This window comes from Alteromonas sp. BMJM2, from assembly GCF_027257845.1.
Classification (GTDB): domain Bacteria; phylum Pseudomonadota; class Gammaproteobacteria; order Enterobacterales; family Alteromonadaceae; genus Alteromonas.
In genome coordinates, this window is record NZ_JAPVOT010000014.1 from 34,618 (window position 1) to 54,521 (window position 19,904).

General features: G+C 43.3%; 19 protein-coding genes. 9 read left to right on the forward strand and 10 right to left on the reverse strand.

Annotated elements, in window-relative coordinates; genetic code table 11:
- Positions 1–62 precede the first annotated feature (62 nt).
- Complete coding sequence (locus O9X84_RS14200) at positions 63–842, reverse strand: ferredoxin--NADP reductase (protein WP_269520370.1); 780 nt, start codon at positions 840–842, stop codon at positions 63–65.
- Between the two features lie 596 nt (positions 843–1,438).
- Here O9X84_RS14200 and O9X84_RS14205 point away from each other — a divergent pair.
- Together O9X84_RS14205 and O9X84_RS14210 are read left to right on the forward strand one after the other, a co-directional pair.
- Complete coding sequence (locus O9X84_RS14205; RefSeq protein ID WP_269520371.1) at positions 1,439–1,804, forward strand: response regulator; 366 nt, start codon at positions 1,439–1,441, stop codon at positions 1,802–1,804.
- Positions 1,801–2,106, forward strand: coding sequence for a hypothetical protein (locus O9X84_RS14210; protein ID WP_269520372.1), 306 nt, complete (start codon positions 1,801–1,803; stop codon positions 2,104–2,106). Before O9X84_RS14205 ends, O9X84_RS14210 begins: the two co-directional genes overlap by 4 nt.
- A 39-nt stretch (positions 2,107–2,145) precedes the next feature.
- Here the strand turns inward: O9X84_RS14210 and O9X84_RS14215 are convergent, their stop codons facing one another.
- Genes O9X84_RS14215 through O9X84_RS14225 form a run of 3 tightly spaced genes read right to left on the reverse strand, consistent with a single transcriptional unit; the run spans position 2,146 to position 5,421 of the window.
- Positions 2,146–3,042 carry an SDR family NAD(P)-dependent oxidoreductase gene (locus O9X84_RS14215; RefSeq protein ID WP_269520373.1) on the reverse strand — a complete coding sequence of 299 codons (897 nt, stop codon included), beginning with the start codon at positions 3,040–3,042 and terminating at the stop codon, positions 2,146–2,148.
- Positions 3,042–3,866: an alpha/beta hydrolase gene (locus O9X84_RS14220; protein ID WP_269520374.1), complete on the reverse strand. Its 825-nt coding sequence runs from the start codon at positions 3,864–3,866 to the stop codon at positions 3,042–3,044. The genes O9X84_RS14215 and O9X84_RS14220 overlap by 1 nt, the downstream gene beginning before the upstream one ends.
- The gene (locus O9X84_RS14225) at positions 3,850–5,421 is read right to left on the reverse strand and encodes a flavin-containing monooxygenase (protein ID WP_269520375.1); all 1,572 of its coding nucleotides are present in this window, start codon (positions 5,419–5,421) and stop codon (positions 3,850–3,852) included. Before O9X84_RS14225 ends, O9X84_RS14220 begins: the two co-directional genes overlap by 17 nt.
- Before the next feature lie 103 nt (positions 5,422–5,524).
- Here O9X84_RS14225 and O9X84_RS14230 point away from each other — a divergent pair, with 103 nt between their 5' ends.
- Positions 5,525–6,661 carry a helix-turn-helix domain-containing protein gene (locus O9X84_RS14230; protein WP_269520376.1) on the forward strand — a complete coding sequence of 379 codons (1,137 nt, stop codon included), beginning with the start codon at positions 5,525–5,527 and terminating at the stop codon, positions 6,659–6,661.
- A 44-nt stretch (positions 6,662–6,705) separates the two neighbouring features.
- On the opposite strand, the gene O9X84_RS14235 is transcribed toward O9X84_RS14230, so the two are convergent.
- The 4 genes from O9X84_RS14235 to O9X84_RS14250 form a co-directional block, all read right to left on the reverse strand.
- Positions 6,706–8,178, reverse strand: coding sequence for a M20 family peptidase (locus O9X84_RS14235; protein ID WP_269520377.1), 1,473 nt, complete (start codon positions 8,176–8,178; stop codon positions 6,706–6,708).
- A gap of 94 nt (positions 8,179–8,272) precedes the next feature.
- Positions 8,273–10,240: a DNA topoisomerase III gene (locus O9X84_RS14240; protein ID WP_269520378.1), complete on the reverse strand. Its 1,968-nt coding sequence runs from the start codon at positions 10,238–10,240 to the stop codon at positions 8,273–8,275.
- Between the two features lie 358 nt (positions 10,241–10,598).
- On the reverse strand, positions 10,599–11,519 hold the full coding sequence (locus tag O9X84_RS14245) for a DUF3307 domain-containing protein (RefSeq protein WP_269520379.1): 921 nt from the start codon (positions 11,517–11,519) through the stop codon (positions 10,599–10,601).
- Positions 11,520–11,541: 22 nt separating this feature from the next.
- Positions 11,542–12,174, reverse strand: coding sequence for a hypothetical protein (locus tag O9X84_RS14250; protein ID WP_269520380.1), 633 nt, complete (start codon positions 12,172–12,174; stop codon positions 11,542–11,544).
- 315 nt (positions 12,175–12,489) lie between these two features.
- On the opposite strand from O9X84_RS14250, the gene O9X84_RS14255 reads away from it, so the two are divergent.
- Positions 12,490–13,500 (forward strand): helix-turn-helix transcriptional regulator, encoded by a 1,011-nt coding sequence (locus tag O9X84_RS14255; protein ID WP_269520381.1) that lies wholly within the window; start codon positions 12,490–12,492, stop codon positions 13,498–13,500.
- 74 nt (positions 13,501–13,574) lie between these two features.
- Here O9X84_RS14255 and O9X84_RS14260 read toward each other — a convergent pair whose 3' ends face one another.
- Complete coding sequence (locus O9X84_RS14260; protein WP_269520382.1) at positions 13,575–14,909, reverse strand: cell division protein FtsZ; 1,335 nt, start codon at positions 14,907–14,909, stop codon at positions 13,575–13,577.
- 145 nt (positions 14,910–15,054) lie between these two features.
- Here O9X84_RS14260 and O9X84_RS14265 point away from each other — a divergent pair, with 145 nt between their 5' ends.
- From O9X84_RS14265 to O9X84_RS14285, 5 genes are all read left to right on the forward strand, one after another.
- Positions 15,055–15,729, forward strand: coding sequence for a nitroreductase family protein (locus O9X84_RS14265; protein WP_269520383.1), 675 nt, complete (start codon positions 15,055–15,057; stop codon positions 15,727–15,729).
- A 137-nt stretch (positions 15,730–15,866) separates the two neighbouring features.
- Positions 15,867–16,550 carry a spermidine synthase gene (locus tag O9X84_RS14270; RefSeq protein ID WP_269520384.1) on the forward strand — a complete coding sequence of 228 codons (684 nt, stop codon included), beginning with the start codon at positions 15,867–15,869 and terminating at the stop codon, positions 16,548–16,550.
- Between the two features lie 366 nt (positions 16,551–16,916).
- Positions 16,917–17,462 (forward strand): superoxide dismutase [Cu-Zn] SodC, encoded by a 546-nt coding sequence (gene sodC / locus O9X84_RS14275; protein WP_269520385.1) that lies wholly within the window; start codon positions 16,917–16,919, stop codon positions 17,460–17,462.
- A gap of 719 nt (positions 17,463–18,181) precedes the next feature.
- Positions 18,182–18,424 (forward strand): type II toxin-antitoxin system Phd/YefM family antitoxin, encoded by a 243-nt coding sequence (locus tag O9X84_RS14280; RefSeq protein WP_269520386.1) that lies wholly within the window; start codon positions 18,182–18,184, stop codon positions 18,422–18,424.
- Between the two features lie 7 nt (positions 18,425–18,431).
- The gene (locus O9X84_RS14285; protein ID WP_269520387.1) at positions 18,432–18,731 is read left to right on the forward strand and encodes a type II toxin-antitoxin system RelE/ParE family toxin; all 300 of its coding nucleotides are present in this window, start codon (positions 18,432–18,434) and stop codon (positions 18,729–18,731) included.
- Positions 18,732–18,901: 170 nt separating this feature from the next.
- Here the strand turns inward: O9X84_RS14285 and O9X84_RS14290 are convergent, their stop codons facing one another.
- The gene (locus O9X84_RS14290) at positions 18,902–19,732 is read right to left on the reverse strand and encodes an IS630 family transposase (RefSeq protein WP_269520388.1); all 831 of its coding nucleotides are present in this window, start codon (positions 19,730–19,732) and stop codon (positions 18,902–18,904) included.
- Positions 19,733–19,904: the final 172 nt, after the last annotated feature.

A 19,904-nucleotide genomic window follows, 5' to 3' on the forward strand; every position in this document is an offset into this window, starting at 1 on the left:
TCCCATCGATTAACAACATTATTAAACGACAGAAGTAACAATGGATACTCTAGAGCATCACCTTACTCTAAAAAAGCGTGCTCAATAACAAAGTGACCTTTCTCTCTGGATGTCGCTTTTTTGAAGCCAAGACCGGTAAGGATCTCCATAGTGTCATCTAACATAGATTGGTTACCACATAGCATAAAGCGATCTTCTTCAGTATTAAGCGCTGGAAGGTTAAAATGCGCACTTAATTCACCACTTTTTAATAGTTCAGTTAATCTGCGCTGATGAATGTTATCTTTAAACGGTTCCCTAGTGACAATAGGAAAATACAACAGCTTTTGCGACACAAGTTCGCCAAAATATTCATTGGCCGGTAGCTCATTGCAAATCTGGTATTGATAAGCCAACTCGCTTTTGTAGCGCACACTGTGAACAAGAATGACATTGTCGTAACGCTCGTATATGTCAGGATCTTTTATGATGGACATAAAAGGTGCTAGCCCGGTACCGGTTGCAAGAAGAAAGAGGTTTTTTCCCTCAACTAAAAAATCTGCTACCAGTGTGCCAGCAGGCCTTGTAGACAAAAGCAGTTGTTCACCTACCTTAATATCTTTCAATCGTGAGGTAAGCGCACCGTTAGGAACTTTTATACTAAAAAATTCAAGCTCTTCTTCGTAATTGGCACTCGCGATGCTGTAAGCGCGCATTAAAGGCTTATTATCAACTTCTAAACCCAGCATAACAAACTGTCCATTTTCAAAGGTATAGCTTGGACTACGGGTGGTCTTGATAGAAAAAAGTGATTCGTTCCAATGGTGAACATGGGTAACTGTTTCTGACGTTAAGTTTCGCATTTTCTCCCCAATACGCGTGACACGCTTTCAAATTTTCTTTCTGTATACGCCAACCAATACACCCTTGTGCATGCGTTACGTATGTTAGGTAATAATACCTGAGTAAAACAGTCGGGTAAATAGCCTACTAAATTGCTCAAGTATTTTTGAGTACACAAGTATTTTTGAGTACAAAGGAATAGCGCTCGCCTCCTAAATTTCAACCTATGTCACCGCATTGGTAACTGTAATTTAAAGAGCCTATTTATATTACCCATCGGTTTATGAGTAACCTTATACGGCACTTTTATACGTCTTTCATACGCAAGTTCGATTAATCAGGTTTATGCCGTTTATGAAGCTGTACGAACATTAAATGACATGCTTAAGGATACATGCACGGTCAGTTGAATTGCGCATTGAGAGATTGCGGTCTAGTTTATAGGTAGTATGTCAATTAAGGCCTATATTGATGTGAAATTTACGTGAGTATTCTCATAAATTATCAAAAAGTTTAATACACTCAAATGTCGTATTATTTCGACATATAAAAAATTAAAACTGCTTAATGTACAATTTTTGCACGTTGAGTAACTTCTTATTTAACGAGGATATCTATGTCGTTATCTGTACTCATTGCCGATGACTCTAAGTTGGCAAGACGTAATGTAGTTCGTTCGCTACCGTTAGAAGTAGACTTTGCTGTAACTGAAGTTACCAACGGACAAGAGGCCGTTAGTTTGCTTGCAGATAATACCTATAGCCTTGTATTGCTTGATTTAACCATGCCGAAACTCGATGGCATCGATGTGCTCGAAAGGTTACAAACCCTTGAAAACATGCCGAATGTGGTAGTGATAAGCGCCGACTTTCAACCTGAAAAGCAGCGGGTAGTGAAAGAGCTAGGTGCAAAGTTCTTCCTCCGAAAACCTTTGAAGAAAGAAGATTTAACGGCGGTCTTAATAGAACTCGGGTATTTATGACCACGTCCTCACAGTTAAGTGAAGAAGACACGCAAGAGATTATCTTAGAGCTTTCCAATATCTTGGCGGGCGCCTGCTTATCGGGCCTGTCTGAACAACTAAAACTCACTACAAACTTGAATATGCCGTTGTTGTTTCAGCCAGACAAAGCCAGTTTTGACGGCCTCCCTTGGCAACATAGCCTAGCAATGGAAGTACAATTTTTGATTACGATTTCATCGTTTAGCATGCGGGTTATTTTTTGCTTAGACGACGAATCACTTTCTAGAATTCTCGGCACGTTGGATGTTTACCTTAAATAGCGAAAGAATAATGTCATTGTAAATAACACAAAGAAGCTCTCAGCCTAAAAGCTTCTTAATGCCCAGCAACGGATTAAATATTTTGTCATAGCTACTTGGAAAGAACTTATATAGCCAGTGGACTAGTTTTGCATCAGAACCAATTAAAATACGAGCTGTCTTTTTTCTCATTCCTCTTTCAATTACCTTAGCCGCTTTTGAGGGAGAGGTGCGAGCTACAGCATCAAAGTGCGCCACAATTTTTGTTTTGTTATCGTGATTACCGACATGGGCTTCACCGGTGTTCACATGTTTGTCTAAAGCCTGCTTTTCGCTTTTGGCTGATAACACTTCGCTGGACCTAGCGATATTCGTTTTAATTCCCCCCGGTAACACACACAACACATCAATAGCTTTCTTTTGATACGCCATGTCTTGTCGCAATGCCTCACTAAACCCACGAATAGCAAATTTAGACGTGTGATATGGAGTCAGCATAGGAATTGTTATCAAGCCAAAAATAGACGCCACATTAACAATGAGGCCTCGCTGCGACTTTTCTAATAACGGCATCATTTCTCTGCAACCCGTTATAGCGCCATGTAAATTCACATCTAACACTTTATTAAAGTGCGCCTCAGACGTTTCATCAAAGTAGCCAAATGTGCTTATCCCTGCATTGTTGACAAGCACATCGAGACTGCCAATCTTACCCTCAATAAGCTGCGCTAGATTTTGCCAATCTGCTTTAGCGCTGACATCAGCGACTTGAGCAATAAGCACTGAATTTCCCAATTCATCAGTGATAGCTGAAAGGTTTTCTTTATTTATGTCAGTAAGAATAAGGCTAGCACCCGATTTGGCCAATAGCTTTGCCAATGCCTGGCCTATGCCCGAACCAGCTCCGGTGATGAGAATCGTTTTGTTTTTCCATGTTAGTGCTTGAGACTGCTTCATTATATTTTCTCTAACCATCTAAAAATGTGGTTGCTAACCGCAGGTAAATGACTTCCACCAATAGTCCAATGGCACGCCTCATCAATAACCTTTAATGTCACTTGTTCGGCCTTTTGAGAGACGCCTTTTGACGCAAACTGAATGCTGTATTTCTTTGCAATTTTTCGCTGCACTGAAACGGGTGTAATGCGGTCTTGTGCGCCACACACTAACAGTATGGGGCAATTTATATCGTTGGCATTTACACGTGTTGGCGGGCGTGGAAATAAGAACCACATGCCTATTTCTAATGAAGCCCTTCCCGACTCCAGTGTGGCTTTATATAAAATGTCTCGCTGAATATCTGGCGATTGGGTGTTAGCAATGCCGTACTTCACGTTCTTAAGTCGCAAGTCTGTGGTTCTTTTCCACAGCGGAAACTTAAATAAATTGTGACCGAACGTGCGTATTACCGACCACGACCAACTGTTTATGCCAGCTGGTGAAGCGCTTGAAATTAAGACCATTTTCTTAACCTCAGTGCGCGCGGCAACAAGCTGCGCCAATAAACCGCCCATAGAGTGGCCGACTAGAATGGGAGGCTCCTCTAATGTGTTAATAAACAACAAAAGATCTTCGACATAGTCGGCAATACTGGCTTGCGCTAGTGCCTCTCGCCTTGCTTTATTGTTAAGCTCGACTCTTGGAAAATGATAGGACAAGCGAGGTGTATAAACCCGGTAGCCTTTTTGTGTAAACATCGCCTTCAACTCTGACAATGTCTCTGGCGTACTCCACATACCGTGAATTAGCACAACGGCTTGTGAGCTACTCAATTGCTGCATGCACTTGTGCCTCATCTTTTGTATTTTTACCCTGAGGGCACTGCGATTGCGCGTCCAGTCTATGGAAGTCGGCGAGCGGTGTATTATCGTCAAACCGCAATACATCATCGGCCAGCTTACTGTGCTTTATGGCAAGTAAATCTTTTATGTATAAATCTTTGTTACACCAAGGAAACTCTGAGCCCTGAGAGGGTAACTCATCCAGCTTGCGCAGAATATAGCCAGACTTGAGCCCCACAATATTCTCTCTTGGCGCGTTGGGGTTACGGTATGGATAAACGCTGTCGTGGCCGTGTTGCTCCATGTAATCAAGTAATCGACACACATAATCAAAAGTCAGTTCAGCTTTAAGCGTCCACGATGAGTTGGTATACCCAAAAACCCACACAAAATTGGGAAGCTGACTGAACATCATACCTTTGTAGTTGGTGAGCTTGTTGCCGTGTACTTTATGCCCATCCACAGATAAGTTGATATTTCCCCATAGCTGCAAATCGAGGCCGGTAGCTGGCACGATAATATCCGCATCGATATGTGTGCCATTTTTTGTTAACACGCCGGTTTGTGTGAAACGGTCAATATGGTCGGTAACGATGGTGCTTTTACCCGTGCGCACCGAATTAAACAAGTCTGCATCGGGCACCAGCGCCATACGCTGATCCCAAGGCTGATAATCGGGGTTGAAATGCGTGTCTACATCTGCCGCGCCATCAAGGTCTTTAACATTCATTTTGCGTATTATTTTTCGCACGAAATTGGGGAATTTCTTTGATAGCACAAAGGACATTTGCTGCAAGGTAGCGTACTTAAGGCGCATAATTCGATTGGTTAATCCGGCGGGTAACACGCGCGATAACATACGAAATAGCACATCAGAGGCAGGGCGAGACACTATATAACTAGGAGAACGCTGCAGCATGGTCACGTGGGCTGCTTTTTTTGCCATAGCAGGCACCAATGTAACCGCCGTTGCTCCACTACCAATAACAATCACTTTTTTATCGCTATAATCGAGATCTTCAGGCCATTTTTGAGGATGAACGACGGTGCCTTTGAAATCATCAAAGCCTTTAAAATTAGGCAGATAACCCTTTTCATAATTATAATAGCCCGAGCAGCAGGTAAAAAACTTTGCGGCGATATGATATTCAGACCCGTCTGCTCGTGAAATGGTAACCAACCAACGATTTTTAGTTGAATCCCAATTAGCAGATTTTACTTTTTGTTGAAAACGAATGTATTGGTTAAGACCTTCATCTTGTACCAGCTCGCCTAGGTAATGTTGAATTCGTTCGGCAGTGGCGATGTACTCTCTGTCAGTCCATGGCTTAAAGGAGAACGCAAACGTGTACATATCAGAGTCTGAACGTATCCCCGGGTATTTAAATAAGTCCCAGGTGCCACCAAAGTTCTCACGACTTTCGATAACAGCAAACGAGTTGTGTGGGCGCTTTTTCTTAAGTGTATAGCTCATTCCTAAGCCAGAGATCCCAGCTCCCACAATAAGCACATCAAGTGCTTCATACTCAATATGTTCTTCTTCGTTTGCCTTCATTTCATGTCACCAGATTTTATTATTATCGACAGTCTCCACAATAGAGAGCGGTGGCAACATAAACTATGACATAGGCTGTCAATCATTGACTTAAACGGCCATTATGGCAATATGTGTAAATGATGAAATAAGCAACGCTGAAAACGTTATGACGGTGAACACATCTCAGGTAAGTGAGTCTGGTAGTCTCTTTGAGGATAAGCAGCTTCTCGGTGTTACTCAGCCGTTTAAGCGAAAGCGCTCTATTTTGGGGTTACTTCCTCTCTTTAAAGCATTGGAAGAACAAGGACGCAGCCCGCAATCAATCCTTGCTGCTCGTGGGTTATCCCTCGATAACCTCACAGGCGCGGCTATGATTGACACCCATTTGGAGCTAGACATTGTGGGCGATACCATTGAATTACTTAACGATCCGATTTTAGGCGTAAAAGTGGGTAGCCAAGTGTCGTTTACCTCTTACGGCACTTACGCCATGCTGCTAATGACAGCAGATACATTGTTAGAATCGGCTCGCGTTGGTGCGCAATTTCAGCACCTGTCTTTACTCTTTTCTCACATGACATTGCACTTTGATTCTCAGGGCCTTGAGGTGCGCTATACTGTGCCCGATGCACCTAGAAAGTTAAGAGATTTTATTGCCGATAGAGATCTCATGGGCACTTATATATTTATGCGGGAGTTTTTGGCAGGGGCGCCACATGTATTAATAGGAGGCACCGTGCGTTCAAAGCCAGAACGACATCATTTAGCGAATTATAAAAAATATTTGAATTTTGATGTAAGCTTTGACCAACCTTATAATTGGTTTCGCATTCCCGCCGCCATGCTTAGGCTTAGTCAACAACACAGTAATATTTGGGCACATAAATTGTACAAAGCCCAAGCCTATGAATTACTCAACACTTTTTATCCCGCTCAGCAAGACTTGATTACACAAGTGAAAACTCTTATTGCGGGCTATCAATCGGCTTATCCTTCGGCATCCGAATTGGCACAAATTATGGGCGTGAGCGAGCGAACCCTTCGACGAAAACTCGATGCGGCAGGCTCTAGCTATCGCAATATTATCGATGCACAACAACAAAAACGCGCAATTGATATGCTGTCATCACAGCGGTTATCCATTGCGGTAATTGCAAGTCAGCTAGGCTACGCCGAGTCTGCCAGCTTTCTCAGAGCATTTAAGCGCTGGACGGGGCTCACGCCCAAGCGCTTTTTACAGCAGCAAAATACGCCATAATGCTCTTTCGATAAGTAGCAAATTAGCTAAGTAACTTCTGGCCTCTATTCACCAGCATCTGCAAGCAAGCTGTAAAAGTAACTCACCGCTTGCAGGTAATCACTTACCGCCAGCTGCTCGTTGACACCGTGGAATCGCTTCAGGCTTTCTTTATCTAGCCTTACCATCATGAATCGATAGACGTTATCGGATAAGCCATAAAAATGCTTTGCATCCGTGCCTCCCATTACCAGATATGGCGCAACTAACACTTTGTCGTCCATGCGACGAATGTTAGACTCGATGAGCTTATACCCAGTACTGTTAAGCGGCGAAAGTTGTGATGGTTCATTTTCCATAAACGTCTCAACGCTCACTCTAGAATCATCAATTGCCTCAACAATGTGCTGCTTCACACTGGCTATGCTATCACCGGGCAGAATACGTACGTTCACCACTGCACTGGCTATTGTAGGTAATATGTTCGACTTACTGCTCCCCTCCAACATAGTGGCTGCAATGGTAGTGCGAATACCAGCCGCGCTGCTTGGCGCTGACAGCATAGACTGCTCTACAATGGGCGAGAACAACCATAAATTAGCCATGGGCAGCTGCAAAGACAGCGGTGCATAAGCCGCTACATGAGAAAATGTGTTGTAGCTGTAGCTTAAATTAGTATCAAACTGGCTATTTTCTATATTCACAATGGCCTGGCTTAACACGCCTGCTGCTGTATGATCAGGAGGCTGAGAAGAATGCCCACCTTCTGAGGCTACAGTAAGCCGTAGGTTTACAAAGCCTTTTTCTGCAACGCCAACCATAGCAACCGGCTGCTCGACGCCTTTCATCAACCCTTGAGTAATAGCCCCGCCTTCATCAAGCACAAACTCAAAACTAAGACCTTGTTGCTCAAAATGTTCTGCAATTTTTGCGGCGCCCTGCTTACCGCCAATTTCCTCATCGTGACCAAACGCAAAATATATACTTCGCTGTGGAGAAAAGCCCTCTCTTAGACGGGTTTCCATTGCCTCAAGCAAAGCCATAACCGTTACTTTGTCGTCGATGGTGCCTCTACCCCAAACAACATCGTCTACAATGGCGCCACTAAAGGGTGCCTGCTTCCACTGCTCTGCTGTACCTTCATCTACAGGTACTACATCCATATGCCCCATAAACAGTGCTGGCTTAAGAGCAGGGTTGCTACCCTTTACGTGATAAACCAAGCTGTACTGGTTAATGGTGTAATGTTCGGCCTGCTGATGAACAAGGGGAAAACTAGCGCGTATGTGTTCATGTAACCCTAGAAAAGCCTGAGGGTTTAGCCTTGACGGATCATCATATGAAATCGTCTCAAACTGGATCGCTTTAGCAAATCGCGCTACCGCGGCGTCTTCGTTAAGCGGTGCTTTAGGCAGCGAGCTGTCTACCTGTAGCTGAGTGTCTTTAAAACTCAGTAACGTATTCACGTACAACACTATAGTAAGAACAAGAACGACTGACACTAAGCCAGCTATTATCTGAATTCGGGACTTTTTCATTATTCATTTACCCAAAAATAGTAAGTAAGAGGTTTGAGATAGTAGTAGCACGATGCAACGATAAAGTCTTGTTGTGACAACACGTAGTGCTGTTTTACGACTCCTTCTTTTTGGTTCGCCTACGCTTTTTATAGGCAGGCTTCACCGTTGATTTTATGCCTTTCAGTGACACAGGCACGTTGTTTGACGCAATGTCGATAAGCTCGTGTAAGGTATTTTCTAGTGGCTGCATAAAACTTTTATAGTTTGTCTGTTGCTCGGCAATGCTATTTAACGTTGACTCCCATTTAGCCGTCATATCGGGTGTTGTGCACATTTCAGGAAGGGCTTCTACCAAGCCAATTCCTGCGGGTGTAGCATTAATAATTTTGCCTTGTCGCTTCAAAAAGCCACGCTTAAACAACAGCTCGATTATTCCGGCCCGCGTGGCTTCAGTGCCCAAACCGTCAGTATCTTTTAATATTGCCTTTAAGCTTCGGTCTTTAACAAAGCGATTTATCCCCGTCATGGCAGCGAGCAGTGTGGCGTCAGTAAAGTGTTTGGGAGGCTGAGTCTGCTTTTCTAGCAACTCTCCTTTTTCGCAATGCAGGCTGTCGTTTTTGTTCAGTTCTGGCAGCGAGCCTTTTTGCCATGGGCTATCAGAGTTCGATTTGCTTTCTCCGCCCTTTTCGCTTCCTTTATCGCTGCTTTTTTCGCTAGTTCTTTCAAAGAGCACTTTCCATCCCAGTTGCTCGGTAACATTGGCAGTTGTGGCAAACTTGCCACCTGCAATGGTTAGCGCAACATGAGTTTGTTGATAAATAAAAGCAGGATAAAACTGAGCAAGATACTGCCTAACGATAAGGCCATACACGTTTCGTTCTAGATGACTTAAGGACAGCCCTAAAGGTGATTTTTCTGTCGGGATAATGGCATGATGAGCGCTAACTTTGGCATTATTCCACGCTTTGGACTTAATAGAAGTATCGGCTTGTTGAGCCGCACTAGAAAACGGTAACTCTGCTTTGGCAAGCATAGCCACAATGGACTTCGCCAAGGAGAATTGCTCGCTGGGAAGGTATCGGCAGTCTGAGCGAGGATAGGTAATGAGCTTGTGTTTTTCGTACAGCGACTGACACACATCGAGCACCAGCTTGGCGTTCATACCAAATTGCTTAGCCGCATCAATTTGTAGGGTTGAAAGATTGAAAGGTAAAGGTGCATTCAGCTTTTTTTGCTGCTTTTTAATATCATCAATGGTTGCAGGTTGATTCGATATCCTTGCTACCACATTTTCAGCTAACCCCTTTGAAAGTACACGCCCTTCATCATCCATATAAGCCTGACACGCCTCGCTCGGCTGCCACTTTGCAGTAAACGGTTGCTGTGAAGGCGTTGTAATATGGGCCAACACCTCATAAAAAGGCTTCGATACGAAATTGTTAATTTCCTTATCTCTATTCACCACCAGCCCCAATATGGGTGTTTGCACTCGTCCTACAGACAGCACCCCTTGATAACCAACTTTGCCACCCTGAATGGTATAGGCTCGCGTTAGGTTAATACCGTATAGCCAGTCGGCGCGGCTTCTTGCCAATGCTGATACCGAAAGAGGAATAAAATGCTTATTAGGTTGCAGCTGGTTTAAAGAGCGCTTTACCGCGGGTAAGTTTAAATCGCTGATAAGTAAGCGCTGCATACTGTCGCGCTTTTGTGATGGTACGTTTAAGTAATCGATAACCTCATCAACCAGAAGTTGCCCTTCCCTGTCTGGGTCGCCAGCATGAATGATTTGGCTACACTGCTTCACAAATTTACGGATTATCGCTAGCTGGCTTTTTGTTTTATATTTTGGTTTTAGCTGCCACTGGTTAGGGATAATAGGTAAGTGTTCTAACTGCCATTTCTTAAATTTTTCATCGTAACTATCGGGGTCTGCTTGTTCGAGAATATGGCCCACACACCACGTAACTACATCGCCACCAGCTGTTTCGATATAACCTTGGTGCTTTTTTTGAGGCTTAGGTAAGGCCTCTGCGATGGCTCTTCCTAGGCTAGGCTTCTCGGCAATGTATAACTTCATCGGCTCTATTTAGCATATTATTTTGAGTGGGTGGTGCATGTTTGACTACATGTGAAGGCTTTGTATAAAAGCTGCATTCGAGGCTTCATCTGAAACTTTTTCTGTAGCTATATGTAACTGCGTTCAACTACCTGTAACTACTCACATGAAAACTCGTTTAATGAATGCTTTATTATGTCTATCGCCATAATAAATAACCACTGTCATTATATCCAGTTATTTCTATCAGGCAGCGTTTTAGTAGTCTGGTTTAGTCGCATTAGTTTAGAAGCTTAGTTTAATCGCCTAGTTTTGAAGCATAGTTTTGAAGCTTAATTTTGAAGCCTAGTTTTGAAGCTTAGTTTTGAAGCATATAAGGTCACAGCTTGCCCATACACCACTTTGCTACAAGGCCCGTCGCGATTGTTATAACCACACTGGTCAGCGTACCTAGCAACACATACTCGGTAAGCTTTTTGTCTTCGCTCTTTGTTAAATCGCCAAACCTAAAGATGGACTTTGCCGCAATTAAAAAGCCAATTGCAGCAAATTGATTCAACAACACAAAAGTAAGAATAAGTAGTCGCTCTAAATAGCCAATACGCTGACCCGCCATGGCTAGGGTGCGCTGTACGGGAAGCTGCACTAATTCGCTGGTGCGTTTAGGGTTGGTCAACTCCTCTAGCTCTTGGGTCCATGGCGAAAGCAGCTGTTTTATAACAATAGAAGTAGGGCTTAAAATAATTAAATATGCGAGCAGCAGTACCAAATGCTGATAGTTTATGGCGTAAATATGCTGCAGTAATGGCGTGATCTGTTGTGTTAATAGCGCCCACAAGATGATAGCAACGGTAATATGCGCAGCTTGATCGATAATAAAAGCAAAGGTAGTTGGGCTAGCGTAAGACTTAATTGCGTCAATGATAAAATGAGTCATCGTTACGCCAATAGCCACTAAAAATAAGGGTATAAGCTCTATTGCCGTTTCACTTGATGCAGCGCCAGTCTCTTTTGTCGCAAGCGTGGCAAATAAAGATAAAATCAATAAAGCAAAAAATGCCAGCACGCCATGAAGTAAAGCATGTAAGTACAATGCCGGAGACAGCAGATGTTTAGTATTGCGACTTTTTACCCAGCCGGTAGGCTGAAAATAGAAGTCTCCCAACACGTGGGCTACCAATAGCCCGGCTATCAGGGCTAGCTGTTGTAACTGCAGCTGCTCTGCACCTATTCCACCCATATTCAGCACTCCTATGCTCAACACCTCTGTACCCAACACTTGTATACCAAGGGCTTCCATTCTATATCTCCTGCCCCTAACATCACGCGCTAATTTCAGATGCCATATGCTCAAGATATTCATTCACCAAGTGATATCCACTGGCATTTAAAATTCGGGTAACGTTGCTTCTCGTTTTGCCCAGCGTATTCGCAATGTGTTCATGGGCTTTATCTTTTGCACAAATATAGGCAAGCAGGGTTTCTGATTGAGTTTGAGTTAACGCCGTAATATGGCTATCTAAAAATGCGGTTAGCAGTGCTGCATGCTTATTTAAAGCTTCATCATCGCTAGTAAACACCAAGTATTGCGATTTCAGAGTATCTAATGCCCTACCCGAACGAACGAAGGCATCTCCACTCCCAGTTTTTACCTGTCCATCAGTAACGTTTACCTCGCCAAGACCAACGCTAATACGAATATCGGTTGAGGGCGTGCAAGCTTTTAGAGCAAGCCTTATGCATACCGCAGTTTGCATGGCATTTTGCGGTGAGGGTATTACGGCCTGAAACGCATCGCCACGAAACACATCATACTCGCCATGATACATTGCCGTTTGCGCTTTAAGCGTTGTGGTGAGTACTGCCAGCACATGTTTTAAATCTTCATCATTTAAGTGCTGTGAGTTGGCGATGTCACCGGTGATCACCGCTGCCCGCTTTGTTAATTTATCCATTATCCCCTCTAAAAATGAGTTTCGCTGAAGGTGGGAGCTTATCCGTTATAATTCTAGATTGCCTGTATTTTTATACATATGCAACACTGTGTACTGAACACTTTGTGAGCAACAAGAAACCATTAATTCACACTTTTTAAAAAGAGCCCATAAATAGTCACATAACTCAAAGTTACCATAAATAATCACATGAAATACAATATTTAAACATTCGCTATTACTCTATACTTCGTGAACTCACAACATGCGACATTTTTTGTCGCATGCTGTTGATATGCTATCGTGCTACCACATAAAGGAAACTTGTTTACTACAATGAGCGCATTTCAACGCAAATTAGACATTTTACAATTTGTGCCAACGGCACCACGTAAAGTATCAAGCCGGCAAATATTTGAGAATCTGCAGAATTGCGGTCACAGCCACATTGATATGCGGACGATACAAAGAGATTTAGTCAATTTAGAAACCGTTGGACTTTTTGGTCTCGAAGTAGACAAACGCTCAAAACCCTATGGCTGGTTTATCAATGCCAACTTTAAAAAGCTGAATCTTAGCTTGATGGATGGCAATACAGCGCTTGCATTTAAGGTACTCGAGCAATCAGGCGCCACCCTGCCTAATTCAACACTTAGCGAATTGCAGCCCTACTTCACCAAGGCAACGCAAATTCTGCAACAAGACAGCGATTCTCTACTCAGCAACTGGTTAAAATCGGTGGCAGAATCGCATATCACCCAGCCCCTTTTACCTCCAGAAATAGATGCAATTTCTTTTGAAAGGCTTAAAAGCGCCATCTTTTTCAAAAAACAAATTTCGGCTGATATTAAACGCATTTTTAGCGGTGGCAATACGATGCTTTGGAAACACTACGATCGAGTAAACCCTATGGGGTTGGTTAAACAGGATGGTCGCCAATTGTTTGTCTGTTCGTTTGGGGAGCTACACAAAAGACGCTACGCGCTACCCTTACATTTTATCAGAAACGTGCAGGTAACCGAGGATGACTGTCAGCAGAGCTTTGGCGAACTTGAAAGCGTTCAGCTACTCAATAACAACAGAAAACAGAGCATTGAGCTTAAACTGCTGGTAAAAAATAATTCGCTCTTTCTTCTTCACGGCTACAGGCTTTCTGAAGATCAAACCATTAGTCAGTCTGCCCATCCCGACCAATCGTTTTTAACCGCAACCGTAAAAGATACCAATAAGCTAAGAGCGTTTTTAAGAGGGCTTGGCGACAATATTGAAGTTATCGGCCCCCAAAAATTAAGAAATTACTTTTTAGAAATGTCGCAGAAACTATTCACGACCTACAGTCGCTCATAGTCTGCATGGCAGATTGTAAGTGTTGTCTTGCGCGCCAGTACGCCACTGGCGCTGTCCACTTCCCCTTTAATGAGTCACTGCTTCATTTGCTGGCGAATAAATGCCGGAATATTGAAATACTTCGACTCAAGATTTGCGTTAATGCGAGAACCGTTCATTTTCATAGGTAACATTTCTTCTATAAACTCACGATATTCTTCTAATTCTCTGCTTTGCTCTATCATATCGACTTCTTCTAACAGACTGAATTGCTCTAACTGCTTGTAGTGTTCTAACTCAGTGTATTCGGCTGACTCAGTACTTTTCTCAAATTCGCCACCTTCTTTTATTTCGCTATGCTGTGGGGCAACAGGAATGCCCGTTGCAATAACTAATACTTCACTAAAATGGGGTAGCTCCGCCGATACCGTTACGCCAGTTATTATGAGCGCTCGGGAACTCTCAATTAAATTTTGCAGTGTCGCCAGCATTTGCTCATACATCGCTAAACTAGGCTCTTCCTTGCAAGTAAGCTGCACAATAACGCCCTGCGCTCCAATGATACTTTGATCATCAACCAATGGATTTTCTAAAGCGTGAGTTAACGCATCGCACAGTAAGCTACCATCTTCTGCTACCCCAACACCTAATGCCGTATTTCCCTCTAATGACAAAATATGGCTAAAGTCATTAATATCTACATTGATATAGCCTGTCTTTGTCAGCATAGTGATAATAGCTTCTACAATTCGGTGCATCTGTGTATCGCAATGGCGAAATGCCGACAACAGACCAACGGTTTCATTTAATGCGGCCATCAGCGAATCGTTTGAAAGCACTAACGTGGCATTTGCGGCTGCTTTTATTTCTTGAAGAGCAGTAAGCGCAATTTCTTTTCGCTTACTGCCTTCGGATTTGAACGGCAAAGTAACAAAGCACATCACGTCTATGTTGTTTTTCTTAGCCATGTCTAAAAGAACAGGCGTAACCCCACTGCCAGTACCACCACCTAACCCAGCAATAATGATGATAATGGTATCGTTTTCTATCAACGTACTTAGGGCCTCTTCACTTTGGAGAGCGGCGTTGTATGCCACCTGCGGATCGGCGCCTGCTCCGTACCCTTTTGTTGTGGCTTCGCCTATAAGAAGAACTTCATGATTATTACATTGGTGAAGTGCAGATATATCGGTATTGATAGAAGTAAATCGAATATTGGAATGTTGACACAAGCCGGCCATGTTGGTGATTGCGTTACCTCCACAACCGCCAACGCCGATTACGTGAATATTAATTTCTTTAGATTTTGTCTCTTTAAATTCCGAGTCTTTAGATTCTTTTTCTTTAGATTCTTTTTCTTTAGATAATAAATTGTGCATGCTGTGCCCCTCAATGAAATCATTGGCAGTAAGTGGGGTTAAAAAGGACATTAAGCATGCATTGTCCTTACGACAAAAACTGACGCACTTCGACAGAGGCACATAATTAAGCTCACTCTTTTTTTGATAGTGAGCGTCAATCCCTTTACTCTATGGCGAATAAAAAAATACAAATACGCCCACGACGGATAAAATAATGCAGCCTCACGACCAATTGCCCTTACATGACTTTATAGAATATTCAGAACCCACCATGAAGTCGCGAAGCGCTGACTTTTTAAAAGCCATGCAGCGACGACACAGTATTCGCCATTTTAGCGACCGCTCGGTGGACAAACACATTATCGAGAACTGCTTATTAACTGCTGGCACTGCACCAAGCGGCGCCAATCATCAGCCCTGGCACTTTGCTGCCATTAACTCTCCCTCGATGAAACAAAAGATCCGTGAGCACGCCGAAGCCCATGAACGTGGCTTTTATGAAGGACGCGCCGGGCAACAATGGCTAAACGACTTGAAACCATTAGGAACAGACGCAGCAAAACCGTATTTGGAAATAGCGCCTTGGCTTATTGCTGTGTTTAGTCAAAAATTTGGAGAAACCGAAGGTGGAGAAAAGCAGCAAAACTACTATGTTCATGAGTCGGTAGGCATTGCCGTGGGAATGCTGATTACCGCCCTACACAACGCCGGATTAGCGACGCTTACCCATACCCCTAAGCCTATGAACTTTTTAACCGACGTGTGTGGTAGACCCGATAACGAAAGAGCGTACATGCTGATAATTGCGGGATATCCTGCCGACAATGCGACTATACCGGCTCACGCCACACAGAAGAAATCACTCAGTGATATTGCGAGCTTTTTATAATCACTGGAGGCTGGGTTTGCATGTCGGTGTGTTAACTGGGGTAGTAAATTTGGTTCTGACCCCATTTATTTCTGTGCTACTCTGCGCGCCGGCATTCAATTCACGCAATATATACGGTTAAAAGGACACGTCTTCACATGGTTCCATGGGTTAAATTAGGTACAGCTAAAATTCCAAACAATGGTGGCGAGTTAACCTTTTCTCAGCGAGATCAGGAGTTTAGTATTAGGCTTTCTGGCATTCGTGGCGAATTAATGAATAGCCGCGTGTTCAATTCAGAAAAAGAACTGTCTCAAATGGGCTGTGCCCATCTTAAAACGACACCGAACGCTCATGTTTTAGTGGGTGGGTTAGGCATGGGGTATACACTACGAGCCGCGCTGAATGAAGTTACGCCAAGCTCTAAGGTTACCGTTGCCGAACTCATCCCTGAAGTTGTAGAGTGGAATAAAGGCCCCCTTGGCAACTGCGCTAAAAACCCACTACAAGACCCTAGAACGAATGTTGTACTTGGAGATGTTAAACACCTTTTAAATACCGGAAAGCCAACGTTTGATGCAATATTGCTCGACGTGGACAATGGCCCTGAAGGCCTAACTCACTCCGACAATAACTGGATTTATTCAATAGACGGTTTAGAAGAAATTTATAATGTGCTTAAACCTGGTGGCATGCTTGCCATATGGTCTGCTGGGCCTGATTATTTATTTTCCGTTCGCTTAAAAAATGCAGGCTACAAAGTGTCTACACGTATTGCCAGAGCTCGCAAAGGAAAAGGAAGTAAGCACACTATTTTCCTAGCTAAAAAAACCACGGACTAAAGCATTAGTGCGCTTAGGCTAAACGCTGTTCATTGCCATCTACCCCTTATATTTACGCCTTACATTTACTTCTCGTATTGGTTTTCAACAACCTGACGGTTAACAGAAGCTCAGTAGTGAGCGTATTAAAGGTATGTGATGAGGTGAAGAGTTTCGGTAATTTTTTCATAATAACGTCCGAATCATACGAGCAGGCGGTGATGTTCGCAGTGAATCTTTGGCTTCAATATAGCGTAAAAGCTCCTTTTAATAAGGGCTGTAGCGCTTTTACGAATCATCAAATTAAGCTGGCTTGTTTCGTGCTGCTAATCTTTGTACCTAGCAATAAATGCTAATAACGTTGAATATGAAGATAAGGAGAACATCATGAAGAAACGTTTACAATTTACCCTTGCAGGGTCAATGTCATTACTACTAAGCGCAGGTTGTTTCGCGGGCCATCATCAAGAAGATGGTAAAGAGGTTATAATGAAAAACCTAGAAACTGGCAAGAGTATTGGCAGTGTAATGGTGAGCAGTTATGACGATGACGGCGTTGTGTTTACGCCTAGCCTTTCAGGATTAACACCAGGGGTGCATGGTTTTCACGTGCATCAGAATGGTGATTGCTCACCTTCAATGAAAGACGGCAAAAAGGTATTAGGCGGCGCAGCAGGTGGACACTTTGACCCCGAAAATACAGGCAAGCACGGAACCCCTTGGTCTGAAAAAGGTCACGAAGGCGACCTCCCTGTTATTTACGTTGACGAAAACGGACATGCCGACCAACCTATTTTCGCGCCAGAACTAGAACTTGAAGACATTAAAGGTCGCGCGTTAATGATTCACGCACAAGGTGATAACTATTCAGATACCCCCAAAAAGCTCGGCGGCGGTGGCGAACGCGTGGCCTGCGGTGTCATTAGTGAATAAGGGTAGTAAGCAAAAGCAGTCAATAAGAGCAGTAAAATAGATACATTGCCAATGTATTTAGGTTCTGTTTACATACAAGAAAAGCGGCATAACGCCGCTTTTCTTGGTAGTAATCGCACTTTTGCCAAACCAAGCTCCAATAACTGTCGTGCTTCAAACCCAGTTATTTTCAATCGAACCACTTGGCTTGATTGCTAAACAACAGCGAGTGACGAGGGCCGTTTTCTCAGTTATGAAAAAATGGCACTGTTAGTGTACATTTGCTTGAAAGCCCTTCGGTTACTGATAAACCTGAATCAAATGCTTCAATCCTATCAAGACGAAATAGAGCATATGCCTGCTTCCTAAGATTGTTGTTTACTTGGGTTACCTTGCACCACAAGGGATGAAATGGAAACGCAGAGACTCTTCAATTAGCTTTAAGGACTTTGCAATCACGGACTATAAAAGTTTCGCCGGTGGAATTGTTGAAATTAGCTACAGTCTTTATTGCGTTTTAATTTTGGGTCAGAAGAATTCTTCTGGCCTTATCATTATCACAAAAAGACCAACACGCGCTTACACGTTACAACTCATTTGTCGATAAGGTAGTTTACTTGCTCAGTGAGAAAAAGTGCCCACTGCATATTTTCTCTGCGCTAATCGCACGGTTTAATTATATTGCACATTCTGCGCGATAAACTACAATGTTATCTCACTTACGAATTTGGAGCTTAACCATGCAGACATTAACAGCGAATGATGCCAAACGTAATTTCGGTGAACTGCTGCTGAACGCTCAACGTGAGCCAGTCAAAATTAGTAGAAACAACAAAGATGTTGTTGTTGTGATGTCGATTAGAGACTATGAAGAGCTTGAAGCTATGAAGGCCGATTACATCAAACATTGCTTTGAGTCCGCAAAAGCAAACTTAGCACAAGACAATGTAGTTGACGGTGAAAACTTCCTAAACGCGTTGTAAGTAAAGTATGCACAAAAGTAAATATAAACTAAGTCAATTAGCACAGACTCATTTACACAAAATCAAACATTATACCGTTAAAAACTTTTCCGAGAGGCAGTGGAACGCATACAAAGACACGCTTCTCACTGGATTTCAGATGCTTGCTGATAATACATCAGTAGGCAGAAGCTGTGACGATTTATATGAAAATGGATTTTATTTCCCGATTGGTAAGCACACCGCTTACTTTACTAAGGAAGACAGCTTTATTTTGGTCGTTGCAGTCCTTGGGCAATCGCAATTACCACAAAATCATTTACGATAATTATCACACCCTTTCACGTTGAGTTAGGATGACAGTCTTGATGCATGTTCCGGCCCATTCCGATCACCCATTTCCCCGACCGTTCGTGCACTGCAACGCATATTTGTGTAAGCTTGAATTAGAGCCTTCAACGCCTCAGAGTTATCTAGCAACCAAGTCTTAGAGAAACTTTAAATGGTTTTTGCTTTACGGTACGTTTTTCTTAAGTGCTCCATTAGCCGGATAAATATCTCTGAACATTTTGACTGTCGGCCAACATAAAGCACTTTGCACGTTCCGGCGTTTAGCGCGCCTGCCAGATAGTATTTTTCATTTTGTCCTGGTGTCGGAACTAACCTCTGTTTTCCTCTGCCCCCCCAATCTGCCCCTATCTTCGGATTCAGGTGAATATCCACTTCATCCTCATAAAACACAGGGGGCTCAGCCGAACATTTATCTAGTGCCGCTGTAATCGCGGCCAATTTCTCTTCCTTATGCGGATCCCGTATCCGTAAAGTCGGGGCAGCTCTGCGCCAAACGATGCCGAGTTCTGGCATCCATCGTCGTAATGTAGAGCTGTGTATACGAATGCCTGTATTTTCGTGAATCACTTTCGCCAGTAATTCAGAACTCCAGCGGCTGCGCTGATAACCAAGTTCTTGCGGTGTCCATGGAATCAACAAGAACAGTATTTGGACTATTGCGTCTCCAGGTAAATAAGCAGGCTTGCCATGCTCTACATCTTTTAAACCGTCGATTGCAGATTCTTCATACCACTTGCACCAGCGATTAACCGATGAACGCGCAGCACTCAGAAGCAATGCAACATGCTTGCGTGATTGGCCCTTGTGTACCAAAAGCACCGCATTTGCTCGACGACTAAAGCGCTTGTCCTTGCTACGTTGAACGATTTTTTCTAAACGGCGTCTCTCAGGCCGGTCAATCAATGATATTCTGTTCATACTCAGTGTGGATATGTGTTGGTGAATGTTTGGCGACTGATCTGATCGCTTAATGCACACTGAGTTCCCTTAAAGCGATGATCTACACTTCGGAACAGTTATTTAGCGGTACACGACGTGCTTTCACTTCTCACGGCCATATTCAAGAATTATATAATTCGGAACTAGGCTTGTTTAATGACCCGCAGAACATTTGGTGAATCAGTGATAAAAAGTCTGCATGATGCACTGT